The sequence below is a fragment of the Cryobacterium sp. 10S3 genome (assembly GCF_034344045.1).
Classification (GTDB): domain Bacteria; phylum Actinomycetota; class Actinomycetes; order Actinomycetales; family Microbacteriaceae; genus Cryobacterium; species Cryobacterium glucosi.
Window position 1 is genome coordinate 2,159,850 of the sequence record NZ_CP133773.1, and the last position, 23,524, is coordinate 2,183,373.

Below are 23,524 nucleotides of genomic sequence, written 5' to 3' on the forward strand. Positions count from 1 at the left end.
CAAACCGACGTTTCACCCGCTCTCGCGGAAGGAGCTCGTGCGTCAGCCGCGGGCGAGGGCCAGGGCGAAGGAGCGCGGGCCGCGCTTGGCGGCAACGGCCCAGAACGTCAGGCCGATGCTGACCACCGCGAAGAGCAGCAGGATGCCCACGGCATTGAGCGCACCTGCTCCCCCTCCGGAGACGATCCCCTGCATGCCGCTCACGGCCCAGGTGAGCGGCAGGAACGGGCTGATCGCCTGGAACGGCGCCGAGACGAGCTCGATCGGGTACAGTCCGCCGACCGCAGTGAGCTGCAGGGCGAGGAGCACGAGGGACACCACGATGCCGACCCGTCCGAACGCCACGGTGAGGAACTGGTGCACCGCGACGAAGACGAACGCGAGGAAGAGCGCGAAGCCGAGTGTCGCCGGGAGCAGGGTCCAGGTCACGCCGAGCGAGGCGTGCAGCAGCGCGACGACGACGACCGCCTGGGCTGCGGCAAGGCCGAACGCCCGGCCGAAGCCACGCGAGACAAGGCGCCCTGTTGAGGCGGTCGAAGCGAGAGCGGTGCTTGTCACCGGGCGCATCACGAGGAAGATCGCGAGCGCGCCGATCCAGAGCCCCACCGGCACGAAGACCATCCCGAGGAGCGGGCCGATCGTCGCGATCGGGTTGTCGCGGCTCGTGGTGATGGCGACGGGCTCGGAAACGACCGAAGCCGACTGCGCAGGGTCGTCCTGGTTCAGCTTCTTCGCGCTCTCGGCTCCGGACGCGAGCCCGGTCGCGAGCTGGCTCGCGCCCGTCTCGAGCTGGTGCACCCCGGTGGCCGCGGCCGCGGTCCCCGTCGCGAGTTGGGAGACGCCGCTCGAGAGGCTCGAGACGCCGGAGGCGAGGCCGGTCGCGCCCGTCCGCAGCGATGCCGAACCTGCTGCGAGCTTCGCGGCCCCTGTCGCGCTCTGCGCCACGCCGCCCTGCACCCCGGTGAGGGCGGATGTCGTCTGCTGGCTGAGTCCGGCGCCCTGCGTCGAGAGGGTGTCGAGTCCGCCCTGGAACTGGGTCAGTCCGGCCTGGTACGTGTCGAGTCCGGCCTGGTACTGGGCGATGTAGGCGTCGGCGTTTGCGGGGTCAGCCTTGATCGCCGCGGCGACCCCGGCGAACTGGCCGGCCAGCGTCGTGAAGCCCGCCGAGACCTTGGTGAACCCGGTTGCCGCCTGCGTGACTCCCCCGGTGTACTGGGCGACGCCACTGCTGAGGGCGCTGAGACCTGCCGTGCCGGTGTTGAGTTTGCCGAGGCCCGCACTGAGCGCATCCACCCCGTTCGTGTACGCGGTAACCCCGGTCGCGAAGCTCGACGCTCCTGTCGAGGCGGACGCCGCCCCGGTTGCAGCGGAGGCCGCGCCCCCGGAGAGGGAATCGAGGCCGGTGGCCACTCCGGTGACGCCCGTCGAGACCTGGCCGGCGCCATCCGCTGCCGTCGTCAGCGAGCCGCCGAGCGTTGACAGGCCGGAATACAGGCCGCTCAGGTACTGGGTCGTGATCTGCCGGCCGAAGACGCCCGTCATCGCGGAGCCGACCGTCCCTGCGACGGTTCCGGCGAGATAGGAATGCGCGTCATCGGTGCGGATGGCGAGCTCGGCCTGGGTCGGCGCTGCGGTGCCGATCGAGGTGATCGACTTGGAGAAGTCTGCGGGGATGGTGAGCACCGCGTATGCCTTGCCGGAGGCGAGTGCCGCCGCAGCGTCCGCGGAATTGGAGATCGTCCAGGCGAACCCGGTCGACGCCGTCCGCGACGAGGCCGGCGCGGTGAGCTCGGTCACGAGCAGGCGCCCGGCGAGCACGGTCTGCTTCGTGCCGTCCGCGGCCGTCGTCGTCACGAAGGTGTCGTTGTTGACGACGATCGCCGGCAGGGTGTCGAGCCGCTGGTCGGCGGTCGCGAGCGCGCCGGCGAAGACGCCTGCGACCGCAAGGGGTACCACGATCAGTCCGGCGAGTACGGCGCCGAAGGTCCAGCGGCGCTGTCCCGGCGTGCGGCTGAAGAGTCGTTCGAGCGTGGTGCTCATCGCAGTGCGGCCTTTCCATCCAGGGCGTCGGCGCCGAAGACGGCGTCGCGGGGGTCGAGGGTGTCGGTTGGCCGGGTCGCATGACGCGGCTCCGGGTCGAGCGGTGGGTATCCGCCGAGAGCTCCGCGGGCGGTGGGACCCGCCGTTTCGACGGGCTCGAGCGTTTCGAGGTCGACGACGAGCACGGCCCGGCCGGCTGCGGCGAGCGGATGCTGCGACGCCGCCGCGATGATGAGCGTGGTGTCTGCGGGGGCGAGCGTCGCGACCACGACACCGATGCTGAGTCCTGCGGGATCGGCGGGGAGTCCTTCGCCCAGGTCGATGACGACGACGCCAGGACGCTCGGCGAGCGCCGCCGCGACGAGGACCGCGGCACGGGACACAGCGGAGAGGGAGGACACCGGGGTGTCCGCGGTGAGGGGTGCGACCGGGGCACGGTCGTGGGCGATGGCACGGTTGATCCGTCCGATCCAGCCGTCGAGCTGACCGCGCCGGCTGCGGGAGCGGAACCGTGGCTGGGTGAGGTCGAGCCGCTCGGCGAGCAGTTCGCCGATGGTCAGGCCGTTGTCGCGGCTGTCGCCGACGTCGGCGAGCGCGACGACGCGCAAGGCGCGGCCGCGTTCGGAGGGCAGCGGGTAGCTGAGCACCTGGAGCCGGCCGGAGACCGGGTCGAGACGGCCGGCGAGCGTCGCGGCGACGACCCGGCGATGGGCGGTGGTCCCGGTGAGGACCAGCACCGATCCGGTCGGCACGGAGACGGTGAGCGGGCCGATCGTGCTGCCCGGCAGGCCGAAGACGGCCTGGTCCGCCGTGATGGCGCCGTCCTGGGCCTTCGCCCAGTGGCTGTCGAGCATGTGGTGGCGAAGTCCCTCGCCCTCGATGTCGACGTTGGGGAGCAGGCGGTCGAGCCAGCGCGGCAGCCACCACGCCGCCCGGCCTGCGAGGGCCATCGCTGCGGGCACGAGGGTCATCCGCACCAGGAAGGCGTCGAGGAACACGCCGACGGCCAGGGCGAATGCGATGCCCTTGATCGCCCCGGTGCCGTCGGGTACGAAGGCGAAGAAGACGAAGAACATGATGAGTGCCGCAGCGGTGACGACGCGGGCGGCGTGTGCGAATCCGTAGACGACGGCCTGGCGCGGGTCGTTGTTCTTGACGTACTCCTCACGCATGCCGGAGACGAGGAAGACCTCGTAGTCCATGGCCAGTCCGAAGAGCACGGCCATCAGCAGGATCGGCAGGAAGCTCAGGATCGGACCGGGCGTGCTCACCCCGAGCAGGTCGGCGAACCATCCCCACTGGAAGATCGCGACGGTCGCACCGATCGAGGCGAAGACGGAGAGCAGGAACCCGACCGCGGCCTTCACCGGAACGAAGACGGAACGGAACACCATCGTCAGCAGGATGATCGAGAGCCCGACGACGATGAGCGCGAACGGGATGAGGGCGTTGCTGAGCCGGTTCGAGATGTCGATCGACACGGCCGTCGCTCCCGTCACCGTGACGGGAGTCCCGAGTTCGGAGTCGATCCCCGGCGCGAGGTCGCGGATGGCCTGGACGAGATCCTTGGTCTTGGGGTCGTTCGGCGCGCTGTTCGGCATCACCTGGATGATCGCGGTGTCGACGGTGGCGTTCGGGGTGCCCTTGCCGACGAAGGCGACGTCGGGCAGGGTACGCAGCTTGGCGCTGATCGTCTCGAGGTCAGGGAAGATGTTCGTGGTCTGGGTGATGTCGACGACCACGATGAGCGGGCCGTTGTAGCCGGGACCGAAGCCCTCCTCGATCATGGTGAACGCCTTGTGCTGGGTCGAGTCGACCGGCTCGGACGCTCCGTCCGGCAGGTTGAGGTCGAGGCTGAGCGCGGGGATCGCGAGGGTGCCGAGGATTCCGACGACGAGGATGACGGCGACGATCGGCGCCTTCATCACGAGGCCCACCCAGCGGCGGCCCATCGTGGGCCTGCCCGTGTCCGGCATGGTCGCCCGGTTGTGGGCGCGCCCGCCGGGTTTCGGGGTGAGGCGGCCCTTGGCGAGGCCGAGAATCGCGGGCAGGAGGGTGATCGCGACGAGGATGGCGATGAAGACGGCGACCGCGGCTCCCACACCCATCACGCTCAGGAACGGGATTCCGACGACGAGCAGTCCGAGCAGGGCGATGATGACGGTGAGCCCGGCGAAGACGACCGCGCTCCCGGCGGTGGCCACGCTCGTCGATGCCGATTCGTGCGGCTCGACGCCCCTGGCGAGCTGGGTCCGGTGCCTGGACAGGATGAACAGTGAGTAGTCGATGCCGACGGCGAGCCCGAGCATCATTGCGAGCATCGGTGCGGTGCTCGAGACGGGCACGAACGCGGAGATCGCGGTGATACCGCCGATCGCAACGCCGACGCCGATGAGCGCCATCAGCAGGGGCATCCCAGCCGAGGCGAGCGACCCGAAGGTGATCAGCAGCACGACCCCGGCGAAGAGGAGGCCGAAGACCTCGGTGATGGTGATGCCGAAGGTGTTGGACGAGAAGACCTGGCCGCCGAAGGCGACCTCGAGACCGGCCTTCTCCGCGATCGCGGCCGTCGCCGTGACGGCGTTGAGGGTAGCGTCCGTCACATCCGCGGATGGACCGTCGAGTTGAACGACGCTGCGCGCGGTGGCCTCGTCCGTCGAGATGGCGCTCGAGGCGTAGTCGGAATACGGGGTGATCACGGACACGACGCCGGGAACGGCCTCGAGTTCGGTCGCCATGTCGGTGATGGCCGTCTTGTACGGCTCCGTGTTGACGGATGCCCCGTCCGGCGTCCTGTAGACGACCTGCACCGAGGCTCCGGCCGCCTGGGGGAAGACGGCGGCGAGCTGGTCGATCGCGTCCTGCGATTCGGTGCCTGGGATCGCGAAGGACTCGGCGGTCTTGCCGCCGAGCGCGATGCCGCCGCCGAGGATCCCGACGAGGAGGAGTGCCCAGACGCCGATGACGAGCCACGCGCGCTTGTAGGCGAAGTGGCCGATCCGATACAGAAGGGTTGCCATTGTGATTACTTCCTGGGCTGGGTGGTGCGGACGGCGACGGGGGCGAGGAGCTCGGAGAGGAGGGTGATGAGGGCGGGCCGGAGATCGTCGGTCGGCGTGATGTCCTCGTCGAAGAACGTCAGGCCGGCGACGAGGGAGTACGCGGCGCCGCCGAGCGCGACACCGAAGCGCATCCGGTCGATGGTCGTGGCGTGCTCCTGGCAGAGGGCGTCGCCGAGGCGCACGATCAGGGCCCTGGCCCGATCGATCACGGCGATGCCCTTGAGGGACTGGGCCTGATTGATCAGGACATGCACTTCGAGCCGGTACTGGAGCAGGAAGTCGACGAAGTCCTCGATGAACCGGTGCCGCGAGGCCGCGTTCTCCGAGGTCGACGTGAACCCGCCGAGGATGGCCTCGAGGCGTTCGATGGCCGGGGTCAGCACCTCGCCGAGGAGGGCGTCCTTCGAGGCGAAATGGTAGAGCACACTCGATTTCGAGTACCCGGCGGATGCTGCGATCTGCTGCAGGGAGGTACCGGCGAACCCGACGGCAGCGAACTGCTGGAGCGCCATGACCCGCAGTTCGGCTCCCGCGCCGGGGCGGACGGTCGCGGTCGCGGTCGCGGCCGCTGCGGGGACGAGGTCTTCCGGTTCGATCTGCACTGGACTACCTTACCTGACCGATCGGTCAGTTCCTGCACGGTCGGTCAGTTTGTTCACCCGACGGAAACATGCCGGATCGGGACCGGGCGGCACACGACCCGGTCCCGATCCGGGTACCGTGGTCCTCGGAGGACCCATGCGAAAATTCATCTTCAGCAGCGCGATGCTCGGCGTCGTCGCCGGCGGTTGGAACATCCTGCAGGCCACCCGGCGCGGACCGCGCGACTGGCGATTGCTGCTCATGTGGATCGGCTGGGCGCTGAGCGCAGCCGTCGCCATTGGCACCATCGTCAAAGATGCCGATGAACGGCAAATCGACAGCTAGAAAGCCCCGGTCTCCCTCCCGGACTCGCGATTGACCGGCGTGTCCGCGGTTCAATCATGCCCGGGACCGCCACACTGATAGCAGAAAGAGCTTTCGATCGAAAGGGGCTCCCGATGTTTGGTCGACGACGTCGTGCCGCGCCTGCTATTCCGGTACCGGTGCTGCCCACCCCCGAGCTCAGCGACGACGAGGTGTTCGACCTCTTCCACGGCGAGCTGTCGCGGCTGATCGGCGAGCAGGGTCTCTGGACCCTCGTTCCGCGCAGCCCCGCGGACACCGACGTGATCTTCCACGGCCTCAAGGCCCGCCAGGTGGCCGCCTCCCTGACATCCGCGCTCCGCAGCGCCACCTCGGAACTGCGCGGCGAGTCCGTCGGTGAACCGGCGGCACTGTCGTTCACCCCCGCCCCCATCACCGTCTGGGCCGAACCGGATGCCGCGGCCCGCAAGCCGACTGCCCCGCAGGCGGAACGTTTCGTCTTGGCCGTGCCGCTCCCGGGGTACACCGCTGTCGAACCCGCAGAACGCGCCCGCCTCGTCGCCTGAGGATTTCCTCCGGGTCCTGGCCAGGGCATCCGCTCACGGCCGGAGGACGCCCGCGCGGTGACAGGATGTCTGCATGCCCCTGAACATCGAGGATTACGCCCTGATCGGCGATTGCCATTCAGCGGCCCTCGTCGGCAGTGACGGAAGCATCGACTGGCTCTGCCTGCCGCGCTTCGACTCCGCGTCCATGTTCGGCGCGCTCCTCGGCACCGAGGACCACGGGCGCTGGCTGCTCGCCCCGGCAGACCCCGCTGCAACGAGCACGCGCAACTATGTCGACGGCACCTTCATCCTGGCCCAGGTCTGGACGACCCCGACCGGACGTGTCGAGGTCCTCGACTTCATGCCGCACGGTGACGGCCGGCCGGACGTGCTCCGCCGGGTGCGCGGCCTGGCCGGTGCCGTTGAGATGACCGAGGAACTGCGCATCCGTTTCGGCTATGCAGTGAGCATTCCCTGGGTGCGCCAGGTCCACCAGGACGGCGAGACCGTGCTGCTCGCCGTCGCGGGGCCAGACGCCATCGCCGTGCGCGGCCCGGAACTGACCGCCGCCGATCACCGGCACACGGCCACATTCACGGTCGCGGCGGGAGAGGTCGTCGACCTGCAGCTCGCCTGGCATCCCTCGCACCGGCCGCCGCCCGCCCGGATCGACGTCGACGCCGCCCTGGCTGCGACGACCGCCTGGTGGACAGACTGGGCGCGCTCGTGCACCCACGACGGTCCATACCGGGACGAAGTCGTGCGCTCCATGCTCGTGCTGCGGGCGCTCACCCACGAGGAAACCGGCGGCATCGTCGCGGCGGCGACGACCTCGCTGCCCGAATTCCGCGGCGGCCACCGCAACTGGGACTACCGCTACGTCTGGCTCCGTGACGCGGCGCTCGCCCTCAGCGTGCTGCTCGCGCACGGGTACGCCGAGGAGGCCCAGAACTGGCGCGGCTGGCTGTTGCGCGCGATCGCCGGCGACCCGGACGACGTGCAGATCATGTACGGCCTCGCCGGCGAACGCTACCTGCCGGAACGCGAGCTCCCGAGCCTGCCCGGGTACCGCGGGTCCAGCCCCGTGCGGGTCGGCAACGGCGCCGTCGACCAGTTCCAGGCCGACGTCATCGGCGAGGTCATGGTGGCACTGCACGCCGCGCGCCACAGCGGCCTCACCGAGGGCGAATTCTCCTGGCCGCTGCAGCGCGCCCTGATCGGGTCCCTCGAACGAACCTGGTCCCGGCCGGACCAGGGTATCTGGGAGGTGCGCGGTCCGGCCCGCGAATTCACCCACTCCCGCGTGATGGTCTGGGCGGCCTTCGACCGGATGGTGCGGGGCTGTACCGAATTCGGCCTCGACGGCCCCGTCGAACGCTGGACCGCCCTCAGGGACGAGATCCGCAGCGACATCGAGCAGCGGGGCTTCAACGCCGAACTCGGCACATACACCCAGTACTTCGGCGGCACGGAGGTCGACGCCTCCCTGCTCGTGCTTCCCCAGGTGGGCTTCCATGATCCGACGGATGCCCGGATGCTCGGCACGGTCGCCGCGATCGAGGCCGACCTGTTGCGGGACGGCCTGGTGCTGCGCTACCGCACGGAGGTTCCTGTCGACGGACTGGCCGGTGGCGAGCATCCGTTTCTCGCCTGTTCCTTCTGGCTCGTGGAGCAGTACGCGAACTCCGGACGGGGTGAAGACGCCCGGGCCCTGATGGACCGGCTCGTCGGATTCGCCAACGACGTGGGCCTGTTGAGCGAGGAGTACGACGTCGGCGCGGGCCGCCAGGCCGGCAATACACCGCAGGCGCTCAGCCACCTCGCCCTCGTGCGTGCCGCCGATGCGATCACGGCGATGGAGGATCGGGCAGCCCGGCTCGCCGGGACGGGCAACGACGCCGCCACTGTGGCCGTCCCCTGCGCCGGCGGATAGAGATCCGCCGGATTCTTTGTAGGTCTCCTCTGGAAACCGCCCCCGCGCTGCTCGTACATTGAAAACCATGACCGCCAGAACCCTGACCGTGCGCGACCTCGCGCAGATCGCCATCTTCGCCGCGCTGATCGCGGCGCTCGGCGTCCCCGGACCTCTCTCCCTCAGCGTGATCGCGGTGCCGATCACCCTGCAGACCCTCGGCGTGATGCTCGCCGGCGCGGTCCTCGGGGCCCGCAAGGGCTTCTTCGCCGTACTGCTCTTCCTCGCCCTCACGGCGGCAGGGCTGCCGCTGCTCGCCGGCGGCCGTGGCGGCCTCGCCTGGTTCACGACCTCGCCGTCCGCTGGCTATCTCTACGGCTGGCTCCTCGGCGTACTCGTGATCGGGTATCTCACCGGCCGGCTGCTCCCGAAATACCCGTTCTGGCCAGCCCTCGGCGCGACCGTGCTCGGCGGCATCGTCATGATCTACGCCATCGGCGTTCCCGTCACGGCGTTCACCCTGCACCTCCCGATCTGGGGCGCCCTGGTCGACGCCTCGAAATTCCTGCCTGGAGACGCGATCAAGGCCGTGGTCACGGTGCTCGTCGCCCGGCAGGTGCACCGCGCATACCCGGGGCTCATCCCCCGCCGCCGCGCAGTCACCGCGTCGTCCGCAACCTCGACCCCGACCTCGACCGCGACCCCGACCCCGGCCCGGGCCTCGGACGAGTAGGCCACCGTGAGCACGATCGTCTTCGACGGAGTGTCGCACTCCTTCGGCGACCGCAGCGTGCTCCGCGACCTGAGCCTCACCCTCACCGAACGCCGCATCGGGATCGTCGGCGCGAACGGCTCGGGCAAATCCACCCTCGTCCGCCTGATCAACGGGCTCATCACACCGGATGCCGGGACTGTCACGGTCGACGGGCTCCTCGTCGCGAAGAACGCGCGCGAAGTACGGCGCAGGGTCGGCTTCATCTTCACCAATCCCGACAACCAGATCGTGATGCCCACCGTCGAGGAAGACGTCGCGTTCAGCCTCCGCAAACGCGGACTGGGCGCCGCCGAGATCGCCGGCCGCACCCAGGCGGCACTCGACCGCTTCGGGCTCAGCGCCCACGCTGCCCATCCGGCGCATCGGCTCTCCGGCGGCCAGAAGCAGTTGCTCGCCCTCGCCGCCGTCCTCGTCGGCGAGCCGCAGGTCGTCGTGGCCGACGAGCCGACAACGCTCCTGGACGCCCGTAATTCCCGGCGCATCACCGACCTCTTCCGGGCCATGACCCAGCAGGTGATCGTGGTCACCCATCAGCTCGACCTGCTCGAAGACTTCGACAGGGTGATCTGCATCGAGGACGGCACGGTCGTCGCGGACGGCGCACCGGCCATGGCCATCGATGCGTACCGGGCATTGCTGGCATGATCGGCCTCTACTCCCCCGGGCATTCACTCCTCCACCGGGCGCCGACCCTGCTCAAGCTCGCCGTCCTGTCGGCCGGGGTGCTCTGGGTCGGCATTCTCGGCGAGCCGTGGCAGCTCCTGGTCGCTCTCGGCATCATCGCCGGCCTGTATCCCGTGGCCGGCGTGCCTCCGCGCGCAGCCTGGCAGCAGATCGGTCCGATCCTGTGGATCCTCCTGATCGCCGTGCCGATCCAGGCGCTCCTGTCTGGCTGGGTGCCGGCGGCGCTCATGGCCGGGCGGCTGCTCGCGGCCGTCGCCCTCGCAGCGCTCTTCACGCTCACGACCACCGTCACGGCGGTCCTCGAGGGGTTCCAGCGGCTGCTCCGCCCCTTCGATCGCTGGGTCGATGCCGACAGGGTCGGACTGCTCGTTGCGATCACTCTGCGCTGCATCCCCCTCGTCGCCGAGATCGTCACCGAGGTACTCGAGGCACGCAGGGCCCGCGGCACCCAGGGTTCCCTGCTCGCGCTCGCGGTGCCGGTCGTCGTGCGCTCCCTGTACGCAGCGGATGCGATCGGTGAGGCCCTCGTCGCGCGCGGCCTCGACGACTGATCGCACCCGTCTGACACCCGTTCTGGGTGCTTCTCCGGCACGAACGAGCCTCGACAGGCCCACCCTCCGGGACCACACTGAGAGCATCTGAACCGTCGTTTCCGACTGGAGGCCGCTCGTGAGCGCGCTCGTTGTCTTCGATTCCAACTACGGCACCACCGAATCCGTTGCAGGGGCCATCGCGGATGCGATCGGCGGCAGTGCGGTGTCCGTTTCGACCATCAGCCCGGACAGCCTGACCGGAGTGGATCTCCTCGTCGTCGGCTGCCCGATCAACGGCTGGCGTCCGTCACCGCGGATGCAGGCCTTCCTCGACCAGTTGAACCCCGGCACCCTGCGCGGCATCCAGGCTGCCGCCTTCGACACCCGGGTCCACTCGCCCCTGCACGGGGATGCCGCAGGAAGGGTGACCCGCAGGCTCAAGTCCGCAGGGGCCCACATCCTGACCCGGCCGACGGGGTTCATCGTCGACGGCAAGACCGGACCGCTCGCCGACGGGGAGCTCGACCGGGCACGACAGTGGGGCGACTCGATCGTCGCCGCCCTCGCCTCCTGATCCGTTTCCTGATCGGCCCCTGATCAGCCTCCGTCAGGACCCGCCTGCGTCGTGAGGCTATTTCCGCCCGGCCCTGGCACGTCGGCGCCGCGAGGCCGACCGTCGCCTGGCGACAACCGCTCCCGGTTCCACGACGCTGAAGCGTGCCGCGCGCCGGGCAAGGTGGTGGCTCGAGACCCGCTGACGGGTGGCCGTCGGCTGCTGCGCGGGGCGGCTGAAGAACCACTGCTTGGCGAACTCGACCAGGACGAGGTACAGCACGGTCATCCCGGCCAGGGCGAGGAAGAACGGCAGCGGCAGCGGGTCGAAGCCGAGGACTCCGGCGAGCGGAGAAAACGGCAGGTACATGCCGATCGCGACAACGGAGAACGCCGAGATGGTGAGCCCTCGAGAGGCCCGGCTGCGCAGGAACGGCACCCGTCTGGTGCGGATCGCGAAAATAATGAGCGTCTGCGTGGCCAGCGATTCGATGAACCACCCGGCCCGGAACTCTCCGGGCGCGGCCTGGAAGACCAGGAGCATCAGCGCGAAGGTCGCGAAGTCGAAGAGCGAGCTGATCGGGCCGAACAGGAACATGAAGCGCCGGATGTACCCGATGTCCCAGTGCGAGGGCGCGAGCAGCTGCTCCTTGTCGACCCTGTCGCCGGGAATGGCGAGCTGGCCGGCGTCGTACAGGAGGTTGTTCAGCAGGATCTGCCCCGGCAGCATCGGCAGGAAGCTGAGCACGACGGATGCCGTCGCCGCGCTGAACATGTTGCCGAAATTGCTCGAGGTGCCCATCAGCACGTACTTGATCGTGTTCGCGAAGATCCGTCGACCTTCCATCACCCCGTCTGCCAGCACTCCGAGGTCTTTGTCGAGCAGCACGACATCCGCGGCGTCCTTGGCGACATCCGTTGCGCTGTCCACCGAGATCCCGATGTCGGCTCCGTGCAGGGCGAGGGCGTCGTTGACGCCGTCGCCGAGGAAACCGACGGCACGCCCGTTCGCCCGCAGGGCGTGGATGAGCCGGGACTTCTGCTCCGGGGACACCCGGGCGAAGATGCTCGCTTCCTCCGCCCGGACCGCGAGTTCGGCATCCGTGAGGGCGTCGATCTCCCCGCCCGTCAGGGTGCCTCCCGACTCGAGGCCGAGGTCGCCGCACACCTTCTCCGCGACCCGGGCGTTGTCCCCCGTCGCGATCTTCACGGAGATGCCCAGGGTCTCGAGCCGCTTCAGTGAGGCCCGCGCGCTCTGTTTCGGGCGGTCGAGGAAGATGAGGAACCCGGCGAGCGTGAGGTCGTTCTCATCGGCCGGGCTGATGTCCGTGAGCCCGGAGCCGGTCCGGGTCGCCACCGCGACGACGCGGCTGCCCTTCGCGTATTGCTGGTCGAGCAGGTGCCGGGCGGCCGGTGCCACGTCGCGGCAGACCCGGAGCACATCCTCGGGCGATCCCTTGGTGACGAGGGTGAGCGTCCCTGCCGGGTCTCGCACGAGCACGCTTGTCATCCGGCGCTCATGGTCGAATGGGATCACGTCGAGCCGGGTGTACTCGGACACCTGCGAGGCCGGGGCCTCCGGTGCGGCCCAGACGGCCACATCGAGCGGGTTCTGGCCGACCGTCGACACCGTGCCCGTCGAGTAGTCGACCTCGGTCGCGAGCAGCCCGAACCGGAGGACGTCACCCGCGTCCACGTGCGGGGCCGCAGGGAGCGCCGTCGTGAACGAGATCTTCCCCTCGGTCAGGGTTCCCGTCTTGTCCGTGACGAGCACGTCCATGTCTCCGAGGTCCTCGATCGAGACCAGGCGCTTGACCAGCACCTTGCGCTTCGCGAGCTCCCTGGTTCCGGTGGCGAGGCTCGTAGACACGACGGCGGGCAGGAGCTGGGGCGTGATCCCGACCGCGATCGCGAGCGAGAACAGCAGGGACTCGAGCAGGGGGCGCTGGAGAAGCAGGTTTGCGACGAAGATGAGCGTCGTCAGCCCGATGGCCACCTGGAGCAGCAGCAGCGAGAAACGCCGCAGGCCGAGCTCGAACTCGGTCTGCGGCTGCCGGGTGCCGAGGCCGAGCGCAATGCGCCCGAATTCGGCGTGGGCGCCCGTGTAGACGACCACGCCGACGCAGCTTCCGGACTGGATGACCGTGCCCATCAGCACGCAGGAGTTCAGGTCGCCGAGCGCCGCTCCGGCGGGGATGGGTTCCGGCGACTTGTCAACCGGCAGTGATTCCCCGGTCAGGATGCTCTCGTCGCAGAGCAGGTCCTCACACGAGAGCAGGCGGATGTCGGCGGGGACGACGGCGCCGAGGGACAGGTGGAGGATGTCGCCGGGAACGATGTCGACGACATCGATCTCGACCAGGGACCCGTCCCTGACGGCGACGGCCTTGTGCGTCACCCGCGAATGCAGCGCCTCGGCGGCGAGCTCGGCCCGGTACTCATTGCTGAAGCCGAGCCCGACGCTCGCCAGGAGGATGACGCCGATCACGATGGAGTTGGTGACGTCCCCGAGGAGAAGCGACAGGGCGGCGGTCACGATCAGGAGGATGAGGATGGGACTGCGCAGTTGCCTGCCGAGCACGGACAGGGGACCTGCCTTGTGCGTGCGCACCGCATTGGGTCCGGTCGAGGCGAGCCGACGAGCTGCCTCGACGCCGGTCAGGCCCGCAGCCGTTGACCCGAGTCGGCTCAGCACCTCACCGGCGCTGCTGCTCGCGAAGTCCGCGAGCGTCGTCGCCTCGGGAGGCTCCGGGTTCAGCCTCGCGGTTTCCTTCGACGTGAGGTCGGGCATCTCCGTCATCTTCTTCTCGGTCCCCCGGTCAGGCGCCTCCGGCGGCGCTGATTCCGAGACTATCCCTCCCCGGCGAGAACACGGATGCGCGACGGCGAGCCCGCCCTCGAAGGGGGCGGGCCCGGCGCCGCGCACCAGGTGGGGCCTGGGTCAGTGCCTGGCGTCTTCGAGCACCGCAGACTGCGCAGCCCGTTCTGCCGCGACGGACCGCTCCGCGGGGGTGGGATCGATGGTGTGCGCCATCATCGTGGTCTCGTCGAACGGCTCCAGTCGGTCGAGGACCCGGTCGACCTGGGCCCTGTCGATCTCCCGGGTCCAGGAGCCGATCAGAACGGTGGCCACGGCATTGCCGGTGAAGTTCGTGAGTGCGCGGGCCTCCGACATGAACCGGTCGATGCCGACGATGAAGCCGACACCGCCGAGCAGCTGCGGGGCGTGGGCCTGCAGCCCCGCAGCGAGGGTCGCGAGGCCGGCACCTGACACACCGGCGGCTCCCTTCGACGCGATGATCATGAACACGAGCAGGCCGATCTGCTCGCCGAGGGCGAGGGGCTGGCCCATTGCTGTGGCGATGAAGAGGGAGGCCATGGTCAGGTAGATGGCGGTGCCGTCGAGGTTGAACGAGTACCCCGTCGGCACGGTGACGCCGACGACCGGCTTCGAGACACCGAGGTGCTCCATCTTGGCGATCAGCCGCGGCAGCGCCGCCTCAGACGACGACGTCGAGAAGATCAACAGGTATTCCCGGCCGAGGTAGCGCATCAGCTTGAAGATGCTCACGCCGGTGGAAATCTTCAGCAGCCCGCCGAGGATGACGACGATGAAGAGGATGCAGGTGAGGTAGAAGGCGCCCATCAGGGTGAAGAGACTGACCACGGCCTGGAAGCCTGTCGCGCCCACGACCGCCGCGATGGCGCCGAACGCGCCGATCGGAGCGAGCCACATCACCATGATCAGGATCCGGAAGACGAGGGCCTGCACGTTCGCGATCGCCTCGAGTATCGGTTTGCCCGCCCTGCCCATCTTCTGCAGGGCGAACCCGGCGATCAGTGCGACGAAGAGGGTCTGCAGGATGTTGCCGCTCGTCAACGACGAGAAGAGCGTCGTCGGGATGATGCCCAGGAAGAAGCCCTGCGAGTCCGCGGCGGCCGGCGGCACGTATGCCGCGGCCGCTTTCAGGTCGAGCCCTGCGCCGGGGTGGATCAGGTTCCCGACCAGCAGCCCGATTCCGAGTGCGAAGGTCGACATGACGAGGAAGTACCCGAGCGCCAGTCCGCCGATCCGTCCGACCGTCGCGGCCTTCGCGATCGAGCCGATGCCGATCACGATCGTGCAGAAGATGATCGGCGAGATCATCATCTTGATGAGTGCGATGAACACGTCGCAGAGCGGCTTGAGCGAGACGGCGAAGCCGTCCTTCCCGCCGAAAAGCAGGCCGACGGTGATGCCGAGCACGACGGCCACGACGACCGCGATGTACAGGTAGTGGGACGTGTCGATCCGTTTCGCCGGCCGGACCGGACGTGTGGTTCGCAGTGCTGCCATGAGAGACTCCTTTGTCTGGTGTTGTGCGTTTCAGAATGGTCGACGCGGCGCGTGGCGTCACGGTTGCGGTCATATTGTTCACGCGCGACGGGCATATGGTTTCATTCACATCGAGGTGAGAAGGGCGGCACGCCATGATCCGCGACTGGAGCATCGCGCGCCGGCTCTTCCTGGCCCATTCCGTCTTCATCGTCGCGCTCGCCGCCTCGGTCGGCACGGCACTGTTCATCGACGCTCGCGATCGCGGCTACGCCGAAACCGAGAGCCGGATGCTGTCGGTCGCGACGGCCATCGCGGAGAACCCGCTCGTCCTGGAGGCCAGCGGGGCCCCGGATCCGAGCGCGCTCCTGCAGCCATACGCGCTCAGCGTCACGCAGAAGGCGGGGCTCGACTTCATCACGATCATGGCGCCGGACCGAACCAGATGGACTCACCCCACCGAGTCTGAAATCGGGCGGCCGTACATCGGCACCATCGCGCCGGCCCTGGCGGGAACGCCGTTCACCGAGGTCACGACGGGAACCCTGGGCCCGTCCGTCCGCGCAGTCGTGCCCGTCGTCGATGCGCAGGGCGCCGTCCGCGCGCTCGTCGCTGCCGGGGTGAAGACCAGCAACCTGTCGATCGCCCTGACCGCCCGACTGCCCGCTGTCCTGGGCCTGGCACTCGCCCTCCTCGTGGCCGGCGCGATCGTCACGTCCCTGATCGGGCGCTACCTGCGCAGGGTCACCCTGGGCTGGGGACCGGAACAGCTCGCCCAGCTGTTCGTGTACTACGACTCCGTACTGCATTCCGTGCGGGAAGGCCTCGTCCTCGTTGATCTGAAGGGCGACCTCGTTCTCTACAACGACCAGGCCGCCGAGCTTCTCGGCATCCCGTCCCGACCGGCGAATCCGAGGGGCGGGGCCGCCGCCCCGACCCTCGGCGAGCTCGAGCTCCCGGCGGGACTCGGTGACCTGCTCCGCAGTGGCCGCCCGGTGCAGGATGAGATCCACCTCACCAGCACCCGGGTGCTCGTCGTCAGCCAGCAGCCCGCACTCGCGCCACCCGTGAGCGGCCGTGGGAAATCGACGCCGATGGGGTGGGTCGCCACGATCCGCGACCACACCGATCTGGAGTCCCTGGGCAGCGAGCTGCAGTCCATGCAGACCCTGTCCGATGCCTTGCGGGCCCAGACCCACGAGCATGCCAACCGGCTGCACACGATCGTCTCGCTGATGGAACTCGGCCGCACCGGAGACGCACTGGAATTCGCGACCAGGGACCTCGAACTCGGCCAGATGTTGACGGACGAGGTGGTCGCGTCGGTCGATGAGCCCGTGCTGAGCGCACTGCTGATGGGTAAGTTCGCCCAGGCCAGCGAGCTCGGCGTCGTCCTCGCCGTCGAGGCCACCGGCAGCCTGTCCGACACCGGGCTGCAGGCCAGGGACCTCGTCACGATCGTGGGCAACCTGATCGACAACGCCCTCGACGCGGCAATGGACGCCGCGGCGCCGCGGGAGGTCCACCTCTCCGTGCACAGCGGTGCGGCCTCCGTCGTCGTCGAAGTCGCCGACAGCGGCCATGGCGTCGATCCGGAAATGCTCGACGACGTGCTTCGCCGCGGCTTCAGCACCAAGGAACCCGGTGAGTTCGGGCGTGGGCTCGGCCTCGCACTGGTCCAACAGACCGTCAACCGCCTCGGCGGCACCCTGACCATCGGATTCCGGCGGGGCGCGGTCTTCACGGTCACGCTTCCCTGCCGGGCACCCTCAGCAGAGGTCGCCGGCGTGCGCCCCACCGGAGCGAGGGATCCGCACGATGCCTGACGCGGACATCCGCGTGCTCGTCGTCGAAGACGAGGCCATCGCGGCTGAAGCCCACGCGGTCTATCTCGGTCGCCTGGCAGGCTTCGTCCACGCCGGAACCGCGCGGGACGGACACTCCGCCCTGCGTTCGCTGGCAGAAGCCGAGTCCGCGGGCCGCCCGATCGACCTGGTCCTGATGGACATGACCCTCCCCGACCTCCACGGCCTCGACGTCAGCCGCCGGATGCGTTCGGCCGGGCTGATGACGGACATCATCGCGATCACGGCGGTGCGCGACCTGAAGATCGTGCGTGGCGCGGTGGCAGCAGGCATCGTCCAATACCTGATCAAGCCGTTCACCTACGCGACCTTCGCGCAGAAGCTCGGCCAGTACCGGGACTTCCGACTCCAGCTCGGCACCCAATCCCGGGTCACCAACCAGTCGGACGTCGACCTGGCATTCGCGAGCCTGCGCGCGCCCGCCGAGCTTCCCCGGCCGAAAGGACTCGCGGAAGGCACCCTCTCGGCCGTCGTCGACTTCCTCAAAGAGCACGAGTCCCCGGTCTCCTCGAGCGAGGTCACCGACGCACTCGGGATCTCCCGGGTGACGGCTCGCCGGTACCTCGAGTACCTCGCGGACACCGGAACCGTTCTGCGCTCTCCGCGCTACGGGACGCCTGGGCGTCCGGAGAACGAATATTCCTGGATGCGCATACCGCGCCCGTGACGCTCAGGGAGCGGCGGGACGCCGCCGGAGCACGCCGAGGCGCAGCGAAACGTAGGCGGCGAGACCGAGCGGGATCGGAAGCCAGAACTCGAGCACCCGCCAGCCGACAACGGCGAGCAGCGCCGTCGCGTGCGGAGTCCCGACCGCGACGAGGGCGGGCACGAGCACACCCTCGACGATACCGAGGCCTCCCGGGGTCAACGGCAGGAGCGCGAGGAGCCCGCCGAGCCCGTAGACCGCCAGCAGCGGGCCGATGGCAAGCGGATGCCCGAACGCGGCGAGCAGGACTCCGAGCGAAGCAGCGTCGAGAAGCCAGTTCGCGCCGGCGAGGCCGAGCGCGGCGGACATCCGCCGTCGGTCTGTGACGAGCTCGAGGACCTGCGCCGCCACGCTGCGAACGAAGACCTCGACCCGATCCTCGGAGACCAGCGGCACGCGCGCCGCCACCCGGCGCGATCCACGCACGACGAGCTCAGTCCGGCGGGTCAGGAACCAGACGCCGGCGCCCGTGCCGACCAGCAGGACCAGCACCACCGTCCCTGCCACGATGTACGTGCCCGTGACGACAAGGGTCGTGATCGACAACAGGATCCCGCCGGCGAACACGATCCCGAGCACGAGGTTCGAACCAGTGGTCTCGATGGTCGCCGTGGTGAGCGCAGCGCCGGATCGCACTCCGGCGCGGACGAGGAGCCGGAAGCGCACCGCGGCTGCCGTCGCTCCTCCGCCGGGCACCACGTGGTTCACCCCGAGGTCCGCGAGGTCGATCCGGAGGAGGGTGAAGTAGCCCGGCCGGACGGGTCCGAGCACCGCGGCGGTCAACGCGCTGAAGGAGAGCAGCGAGGACAGCTGGAGGGCAGCGGCCAGGAGAACGAGCGGCAGCGAAACGCTTTCCAGCGACGCGAGGGCTGCCTCAACGCCGGCGAACTGCGGCACGACGACGAACCAGACGATGACGAAGAGCAGGGCCGTCGACAGGAGTACCTTGAGCCACAGCGGCACGCGCGCGCGGGTCCCGGCAGGAGTTGCGCCGGCGGCGGGAGGAACGGCGCCCTGGCGCACGGCGGGGTCAGTCCCCGGAACGGACCGCCAGGCCCCGCACGAACGCGGCCTGGCCCGCGTGCTGCAGGTCGTCGGCCAGCACGCTCACCAACCGGGCTCCGAGGGTCACGGGCGGGTTCCACGAGGTGTCGACGATCCGGTCGAGGTCCTCGGGGGTCAGCGTCGGAAGATAGGCGAGGGTCCGGCTGTGCACGGCGTCGAAGTAACCGCCGAGCAGCTCGGCACTGGCCCGGACGCCGCCGACCTGTTCCGCGGTCTGGCCGTATCCGGTCTCGGAGTCGGAGAAGGGCAGGTCGAATTTCGCGGCCCAGCCGCCGCTGATCCAGACCTCGTCCTCGCCGAGAAGTTCGGAGACATGTCCGTCCTGCACCCGTGTCAGGTGCCAGACCAGCCAGGCGATCGAGTTCGCCTCCGGGTCCGCCCGGTATTTGAGCAGGGCCGGTCCGGCCTGCCGCAACACCGAACGCACCACGCCGCCGACCCGGCCATAGGCCTCACTCAACAGCTCGCCTGACAGCATCCGTCTCCCCCGCTCTGGTTTGTTCCTCTCAGACTAGCTTCGAGGCGCCGAAGCGGAGAAACGCGGAAACGACGCTGGGCGCACGAAATGGGACTACGTTTCCCAATGAATCGTTGGCGGAGCCACTCGATGGATAACCCATCGAAGAGGATGGCGGGACAAGTATGAGCATCGTCGGACCCGACCCCACACCCCTGCCCCGGTATCCCCGCGGGACGCTGCTCCTGGTCGGCCTCGCAGCCGCCACGATCACGGCGATCGGGATGAGCAGCATCCGCGGCATTCTGGCGCCGGTCCTGCTCACTCTTGTGCTGTCCATCTGCGCTCATCCTGTCCGGGTACGCCTGGAGAAGCGCGGGGTGCCGCACGGCCTCGCGACCGGCTCGGTGATCCTCGTCGTCTTCGCGCTGCTGTCCGGCTTCTTCTATGTCGTCATCGTGGCCATCTCCCAATTCGTCTCGATGCTGCCTGGCTATGCCGCGGAGATCCACGATCTCGGCGTCTCCCTTGGCGAGTTTCTCAACACGATCGGCATCGGCGACGCGCAGATCCAGGCGATGACGGAAGGCTTCACGCCCAGCAGGTTCGTCCCCTACCTCAGCGGTTTCCTCGGCAGCTTCTTCGGCATCGTCGGCTTCCTGGTCATCGTCCTGACCATGCTGATCCTGATGTCCTCGGACGCTTCCTATGCGCACACCATTCTCGGGCAGTTGAGCCAGCGCCGGCCGGGCCTCGTCGATGCCCTCAAGGTCTTCGCCGCGAACGTTCGCCGCTACATGATCGTCACGACCGTGCTCGGGTTGGTGCAGGGATTTCTCAACACCATCGCGCTGTGGATCCTCCAGGTGCCCGCCGCCCTGCTCTGGGGGCTCCTGGCTTTCCTCTGCAGTTTCATCCCCAACATCGGCTATTTCTTCGCCATCACCCCGCCCGTCGTGTTCGGCTATCTTGTCGGCGGCTGGCCGACCGTGATCGCCGTGATCATCGTCTACGGCGTGATCAACGGCGGCGTGCAGTCAATCATCCAGCCCAAGGCCGTCGGCAGCGCCGTCTCTCTCAACCAGACCATCACCTTCTTCTCCGTGCTGTTCTGGGCCGTCGTGATCGGGCCCATCGGCGCCATCCTCGCTATCCCCCTCACCCTGCTCGCCCGAACGTTCCTCGTCGACTCCGATCCCGACGTCGCGTGGGTCAGGCCGGCATTCGGCCCGACAGTCGAGACCCGACGTCTCCTGAAGGCGGCCGATGTCGCAGGCAAGAATGCGCGGAAAGCGAAGCCACCCTCATCTCCCCGCCCGACAGCCACGCAAGCGCCGGAGCCCGGGCACGAGGGGTGAGGCGCTCCCATGCTCGCCACAATCGGACGGCTGCTCCCGCTTGCACTCGCCGTCGCGCTCAGCACCACCCCGCTCCTCGTGACGGTGCTGTTGCTTCTGTCTCCCAAACAGCGCTGGTCGGCCCCCGCCTTCCTCGCGGGCTGGATCGTCGGGCTCATCGTCGTCACGGCCGTGTTCACGGCCACACTGACCTGGCTTCCCCCGGCCGACATGACTGCCCTCCAGCCGGCCATCGGCTGGACGGAGATCGTTCTCGGCGCCGTGCTGATCGGGTCCGGCGTGTGGAAACTCCTGCATCCGTCCCCTCCCCGGCTGGCCGAACCCGCCTGGCTCAACTGGATCGCGACCCTCGGGCCCGTGTCCTGCGCCGGGGTCGGACTTGTGCTCAATATCCGGCCGAAGGCCCTCGTTCTCGGCACTGCAGCGGGGCTCGCCCTCAGCGCGCACGCGCTCCCGCTTGCCGAATTGGTGATCTGCATCCTCGTCTACACGGTCATCGGGGTGTCCAGTGTCGCGGTCCCTGTGATCCTCACGCTGGCGTCCCCGCAGACGATGATCAAACCCCTCGTGGCGCTCAAGAAGCGCATCATCAATCCGTCCCAGATCGTCACGGTTGTCGTGGCCCTGATGCTCGGTGCCCTGATCCTGGGCGACGGCATGACCCGGGTCTGAAGCAGCCACGCCACATGGTGTGGCGTGGCGTGTTCGTGACCCGACCGCCACGGGGCTACGGCGCAGGCTACTGAGCAGGCGGCTGCGGGGTGACCGGGGAGACGGGATCGGCCCGCCAGCGTGACCACGGCCATACCCCGTCCATTTCGACTTCGAGCGAGAAGCTCAACACAACGCGGATCACGACGATCACGGCGAGGACGACGACGCTTTGGACGGTCGGTTCGACGAGGATGGTCCGGATGATGTCGGCCACGATCAGGACCTCGAGGCCGAGGAGGATGGCCCGGCCCAGGTCACGACGGAGGCCCACGTACGCCTGGGCACGGGTGGAGCTCCGCAGCACGCGCGGAAGGGCGACCGCGAAAGCCAGGGCCCCACCGAGCACCATGATGATTGCACCGGCAGCCTCGACGACCTGCACGCCGGCCGAAATGACCTGCTCGAAGTCCATGGACATCCCTCTCCTCGTGGTTCAGCGTGCAGACGGTCGGCGGGATGCCCGCTCAGATCACGAGTGTTTGTTCGACAAGACCTTGGGCGACGCTTGAGAGCAGCAGGCGGTTTGCCCGGGCATACGTCCTCAGCAGGGTGAACGCTTCCTCCATCGACACGCCTCGGGAGTGCGCAAGTACGCCCTTGGCCTGCTCAATGACCACCCGGGAGGTCAACGCGTTTGTCAGCTGTTCCCGGACCGACATGCTTTCCCGGAGCGTACGCTCCTGCAGGATTCCGATCGTGGCAACGTCGGCCAGCGCCTGGGAGGCCCGCACGTCCTGCTGGCGAAGTGCACCCGGAACATTCGACAGCAGGTTGAGGGCACCGATTGTCGTCTCCCGCAGCCGCAACGGTATGGCGAAGACCGCGGCAAAACCCTGCTCGCGTGCGCTGTCCCGAAAACGCTGCCACGCGGGCGGACTCTCCTCTACGTCCGTCAGGGATACGACGGCACCGGTGACAAAGCATTCCACGCAGGGGCCCGCCCGAGCGCTCAGTTGCATGACCTCGACAAGTCTGCTGGCCTCGCTCGTCGAAGCGACAACTTCCAATTCGCCATCGGCGTCGGCCAGAAGAATTCCAGCGGCCGCAATATCGAAGAGATCAGTGCAACTCTCGACCAGGGTCTGCAGGAGATCCACCACGTCGTAGTCGGCCACAAGCGTGTCGGCAAGGGTCGCGAACGTGTCGATTAAACGGTCCTCTCTCGTTCCATCAATCATGGGACCCTTCGATCTGGCTCTCGATTACCGCGAAACTCAATCGGCGGTCAATGATTTCTGCCGCAATCTCGGCCATTGACCGGCCAGCCGCAAAAGCATGGCCCTGCATGACGAGGAGGGCATCCGCGGCAGGAATTCTCAGTTGAGCCAGGACCATTCCGGTGGCTTGATGGATCTCGCGACGAGAGAATTTCTGGCGAGTGGCACTGTCGGTCTCGTTTTCGATCTCGGTGTGGGACAGTCTGATGGCTCGAGAGAGGACCAGACGACTGACCACGGTCGCAAGGCTCGAAATCTGCTGGACGCTCTGCGAGCTGAGGCGATAGGGGCGGTTGGTATACAGATCGATCGCACCGATGCGCAAAGGCCCCAGGATCAGGGGAAAAGCAAAGACCGCACCGAGGTCATCTGCAAGGATCGCTTCCGAAAAGGCCGGCCAGGTCCGGTTCGGCCGTTTGCGAATATCAGGCTCGAGGACCGGAGCCGCGGTCTGCAGTGCGTCCCAACAGGGGCCCTCGCCAAGATCGAATTGCAACTCGTCGAGACGAAACGACTGGGCGTCACTGGCCGAAATCGTTTCAGCGGCAAGAATATCGCCGAACGTCGAGACGGATGCCCCGTCCACGGGCAACGCCGCCAGGAGCGGCTCGTACAGACGCGCCTCCTGCCCGGTCAGGGCGTTCAGTGCATCCGCAGCCACGGCAAACAGATCAGGCATCGGGGTCATACCCGCGATTCTGGTCGCAACCACGATTCACTCCCGTCCGCTGCATGATCGCAACGTACTCCTCCGGCGTCGAAAAGGAATGCAGGCAGCGCTCGGGCTCTCTCCGCCACCGTCCCGGCCCCGACAA

The 23,524-nt window shown here is 68.4% G+C and carries 21 protein-coding genes; 11 read left to right on the forward strand and 10 right to left on the reverse strand.

The genetic code is table 11. From position 1 onward, the window contains the following. Nucleotides 1–42 precede the first annotated feature (42 nt). The 3 genes from RHM57_RS10055 to RHM57_RS10065 are packed head-to-tail and all read right to left on the reverse strand — an operon-like array spanning nucleotide 43 to nucleotide 5,704. The gene (locus RHM57_RS10055; RefSeq protein WP_322187897.1) at nucleotides 43–2,040 is read right to left on the reverse strand and encodes a YhgE/Pip family protein; all 1,998 of its coding nucleotides are present in this window, start codon (nucleotides 2,038–2,040) and stop codon (nucleotides 43–45) included. Further along, nucleotides 2,037–5,060, reverse strand: a complete 3,024-nt coding sequence (locus tag RHM57_RS10060) for an MMPL family transporter (RefSeq protein WP_134559406.1) — start codon at nucleotides 5,058–5,060, stop codon at nucleotides 2,037–2,039. The genes RHM57_RS10055 and RHM57_RS10060 overlap by 4 nt, the downstream gene beginning before the upstream one ends. 5 nt (nucleotides 5,061–5,065) lie before the next feature. Next, entirely contained in the window at nucleotides 5,066–5,704 is a 639-nt protein-coding gene (locus tag RHM57_RS10065) for a TetR/AcrR family transcriptional regulator (RefSeq protein WP_134447353.1), read from the reverse strand. Between the two features lie 136 nt (nucleotides 5,705–5,840). Between RHM57_RS10065 and RHM57_RS10070 the strand changes: the two genes are divergently transcribed. The 7 genes from RHM57_RS10070 (at nucleotide 5,841) to RHM57_RS10100 (ending at nucleotide 11,034) form a co-directional block, all read left to right on the forward strand. Further along, entirely contained in the window at nucleotides 5,841–6,029 is a 189-nt protein-coding gene (locus RHM57_RS10070) for a hypothetical protein (protein ID WP_134447351.1), read from the forward strand. Nucleotides 6,030–6,142: 113 nt separating this feature from the next. Then, nucleotides 6,143–6,574: a hypothetical protein gene (locus RHM57_RS10075; protein WP_322187899.1), complete on the forward strand. Its 432-nt coding sequence runs from the start codon at nucleotides 6,143–6,145 to the stop codon at nucleotides 6,572–6,574. 73 nt (nucleotides 6,575–6,647) lie between these two features. Continuing rightward, nucleotides 6,648–8,489 (forward strand): glycoside hydrolase family 15 protein, encoded by a 1,842-nt coding sequence (locus RHM57_RS10080; RefSeq protein WP_322187901.1) that lies wholly within the window; start codon nucleotides 6,648–6,650, stop codon nucleotides 8,487–8,489. 67 nt (nucleotides 8,490–8,556) lie between these two features. Continuing rightward, nucleotides 8,557–9,201: a biotin transporter BioY gene (locus tag RHM57_RS10085; RefSeq protein WP_322187903.1), complete on the forward strand. Its 645-nt coding sequence runs from the start codon at nucleotides 8,557–8,559 to the stop codon at nucleotides 9,199–9,201. Nucleotides 9,202–9,207: 6 nt separating this feature from the next. Then, nucleotides 9,208–9,888 carry an ABC transporter ATP-binding protein gene (locus RHM57_RS10090; protein WP_322187905.1) on the forward strand — a complete coding sequence of 227 codons (681 nt, stop codon included), beginning with the start codon at nucleotides 9,208–9,210 and terminating at the stop codon, nucleotides 9,886–9,888. After that, nucleotides 9,885–10,478, forward strand: a complete 594-nt coding sequence (locus RHM57_RS10095) for an energy-coupling factor transporter transmembrane component T family protein (RefSeq protein ID WP_134447342.1) — start codon at nucleotides 9,885–9,887, stop codon at nucleotides 10,476–10,478. Before RHM57_RS10090 ends, RHM57_RS10095 begins: the two co-directional genes overlap by 4 nt. A gap of 118 nt (nucleotides 10,479–10,596) precedes the next feature. Then, a complete protein-coding gene (locus RHM57_RS10100; protein ID WP_134447340.1) occupies nucleotides 10,597–11,034 on the forward strand; it encodes a flavodoxin family protein in 438 nt (145 codons plus the stop codon). Nucleotides 11,035–11,091: 57 nt separating this feature from the next. Here RHM57_RS10100 and mgtA read toward each other — a convergent pair whose 3' ends face one another. Both mgtA and RHM57_RS10110 read right to left on the reverse strand, forming a co-directional pair. Further along, nucleotides 11,092–13,803, reverse strand: a complete 2,712-nt coding sequence (gene mgtA / locus RHM57_RS10105) for a magnesium-translocating P-type ATPase (RefSeq protein ID WP_134448038.1) — start codon at nucleotides 13,801–13,803, stop codon at nucleotides 11,092–11,094. 150 nt (nucleotides 13,804–13,953) lie between these two features. Further along, nucleotides 13,954–15,348 carry a cation:dicarboxylate symporter family transporter gene (locus RHM57_RS10110; protein WP_322187907.1) on the reverse strand — a complete coding sequence of 465 codons (1,395 nt, stop codon included), beginning with the start codon at nucleotides 15,346–15,348 and terminating at the stop codon, nucleotides 13,954–13,956. Nucleotides 15,349–15,482: 134 nt separating this feature from the next. On the opposite strand from RHM57_RS10110, the gene RHM57_RS10115 reads away from it, so the two are divergent. Both RHM57_RS10115 and RHM57_RS10120 read left to right on the forward strand, forming a co-directional pair. Next, nucleotides 15,483–17,153 carry a sensor histidine kinase gene (locus tag RHM57_RS10115; protein WP_134560896.1) on the forward strand — a complete coding sequence of 557 codons (1,671 nt, stop codon included), beginning with the start codon at nucleotides 15,483–15,485 and terminating at the stop codon, nucleotides 17,151–17,153. Beyond that, on the forward strand, nucleotides 17,146–17,859 hold the full coding sequence (locus tag RHM57_RS10120; protein ID WP_134447334.1) for a response regulator: 714 nt from the start codon (nucleotides 17,146–17,148) through the stop codon (nucleotides 17,857–17,859). Before RHM57_RS10115 ends, RHM57_RS10120 begins: the two co-directional genes overlap by 8 nt. 3 nt (nucleotides 17,860–17,862) lie before the next feature. On the opposite strand, the gene RHM57_RS10125 is transcribed toward RHM57_RS10120, so the two are convergent. Beyond that, the gene (locus RHM57_RS10125; protein ID WP_134447332.1) at nucleotides 17,863–18,921 is read right to left on the reverse strand and encodes a lysylphosphatidylglycerol synthase transmembrane domain-containing protein; all 1,059 of its coding nucleotides are present in this window, start codon (nucleotides 18,919–18,921) and stop codon (nucleotides 17,863–17,865) included. A gap of 7 nt (nucleotides 18,922–18,928) precedes the next feature. Beyond that, on the reverse strand, nucleotides 18,929–19,441 hold the full coding sequence (locus RHM57_RS10130; RefSeq protein WP_322187909.1) for a mycothiol transferase: 513 nt from the start codon (nucleotides 19,439–19,441) through the stop codon (nucleotides 18,929–18,931). A 164-nt stretch (nucleotides 19,442–19,605) separates the two neighbouring features. On the opposite strand from RHM57_RS10130, the gene RHM57_RS10135 reads away from it, so the two are divergent. Together RHM57_RS10135 and RHM57_RS10140 are read left to right on the forward strand one after the other, a co-directional pair. Continuing rightward, nucleotides 19,606–20,778, forward strand: a complete 1,173-nt coding sequence (locus tag RHM57_RS10135) for an AI-2E family transporter (protein ID WP_134447328.1) — start codon at nucleotides 19,606–19,608, stop codon at nucleotides 20,776–20,778. A gap of 9 nt (nucleotides 20,779–20,787) precedes the next feature. Then, a complete protein-coding gene (locus tag RHM57_RS10140) occupies nucleotides 20,788–21,450 on the forward strand; it encodes a GAP family protein (protein ID WP_322187911.1) in 663 nt (220 codons plus the stop codon). Between the two features lie 67 nt (nucleotides 21,451–21,517). Here the strand turns inward: RHM57_RS10140 and RHM57_RS10145 are convergent, their stop codons facing one another. Genes RHM57_RS10145 through RHM57_RS10155 form a run of 3 tightly spaced genes read right to left on the reverse strand, consistent with a single transcriptional unit; the run spans nucleotide 21,518 to nucleotide 23,397 of the window. Further along, the gene (locus tag RHM57_RS10145; protein WP_322187913.1) at nucleotides 21,518–21,904 is read right to left on the reverse strand and encodes a DUF1622 domain-containing protein; all 387 of its coding nucleotides are present in this window, start codon (nucleotides 21,902–21,904) and stop codon (nucleotides 21,518–21,520) included. A gap of 52 nt (nucleotides 21,905–21,956) precedes the next feature. Further along, nucleotides 21,957–22,670, reverse strand: coding sequence for a GAF and ANTAR domain-containing protein (locus RHM57_RS10150; RefSeq protein WP_134447324.1), 714 nt, complete (start codon nucleotides 22,668–22,670; stop codon nucleotides 21,957–21,959). After that, nucleotides 22,663–23,397: a GAF and ANTAR domain-containing protein gene (locus RHM57_RS10155; protein ID WP_134447322.1), complete on the reverse strand. Its 735-nt coding sequence runs from the start codon at nucleotides 23,395–23,397 to the stop codon at nucleotides 22,663–22,665. Before RHM57_RS10155 ends, RHM57_RS10150 begins: the two co-directional genes overlap by 8 nt. Nucleotides 23,398–23,524: the final 127 nt, after the last annotated feature.

Bases quoted from the DNA above. Each gene is read 5' to 3' on its own strand.
- RHM57_RS10085 (WP_322187903.1), top strand. From the start codon at position 8,557: ATGACCGCCAGAACCCTGACCGTGCGCGACCTCGCGCAGATCGCCATC.
- RHM57_RS10120 (WP_134447334.1), top strand. From the start codon at position 17,146: ATGCCTGACGCGGACATCCGCGTGCTCGTCGTCGAAGACGAGGCCATC.
- RHM57_RS10130 (WP_322187909.1), bottom strand. From the start codon at position 19,441: ATGCTGTCAGGCGAGCTGTTGAGTGAGGCCTATGGCCGGGTCGGCGGC.
- RHM57_RS10140 (WP_322187911.1), top strand. From the start codon at position 20,788: ATGCTCGCCACAATCGGACGGCTGCTCCCGCTTGCACTCGCCGTCGCG.
- RHM57_RS10110 (WP_322187907.1), bottom strand. From the start codon at position 15,348: ATGGCAGCACTGCGAACCACACGTCCGGTCCGGCCGGCGAAACGGATC.
- RHM57_RS10135 (WP_134447328.1), top strand. From the start codon at position 19,606: ATGAGCATCGTCGGACCCGACCCCACACCCCTGCCCCGGTATCCCCGC.
- RHM57_RS10055 (WP_322187897.1), bottom strand. From the start codon at position 2,040: ATGAGCACCACGCTCGAACGACTCTTCAGCCGCACGCCGGGACAGCGC.
- RHM57_RS10145 (WP_322187913.1), bottom strand. From the start codon at position 21,904: ATGGACTTCGAGCAGGTCATTTCGGCCGGCGTGCAGGTCGTCGAGGCT.
- RHM57_RS10075 (WP_322187899.1), top strand. From the start codon at position 6,143: ATGTTTGGTCGACGACGTCGTGCCGCGCCTGCTATTCCGGTACCGGTG.
- RHM57_RS10080 (WP_322187901.1), top strand. From the start codon at position 6,648: ATGCCCCTGAACATCGAGGATTACGCCCTGATCGGCGATTGCCATTCA.
- RHM57_RS10115 (WP_134560896.1), top strand. From the start codon at position 15,483: ATGATCCGCGACTGGAGCATCGCGCGCCGGCTCTTCCTGGCCCATTCC.
- RHM57_RS10070 (WP_134447351.1), top strand. From the start codon at position 5,841: ATGCGAAAATTCATCTTCAGCAGCGCGATGCTCGGCGTCGTCGCCGGC.
- mgtA (WP_134448038.1), bottom strand. From the start codon at position 13,803: ATGCCCGACCTCACGTCGAAGGAAACCGCGAGGCTGAACCCGGAGCCT.
- RHM57_RS10060 (WP_134559406.1), bottom strand. From the start codon at position 5,060: ATGGCAACCCTTCTGTATCGGATCGGCCACTTCGCCTACAAGCGCGCG.
- RHM57_RS10095 (WP_134447342.1), top strand. From the start codon at position 9,885: ATGATCGGCCTCTACTCCCCCGGGCATTCACTCCTCCACCGGGCGCCG.
- RHM57_RS10155 (WP_134447322.1), bottom strand. From the start codon at position 23,397: ATGACCCCGATGCCTGATCTGTTTGCCGTGGCTGCGGATGCACTGAAC.
- RHM57_RS10150 (WP_134447324.1), bottom strand. From the start codon at position 22,670: ATGATTGATGGAACGAGAGAGGACCGTTTAATCGACACGTTCGCGACC.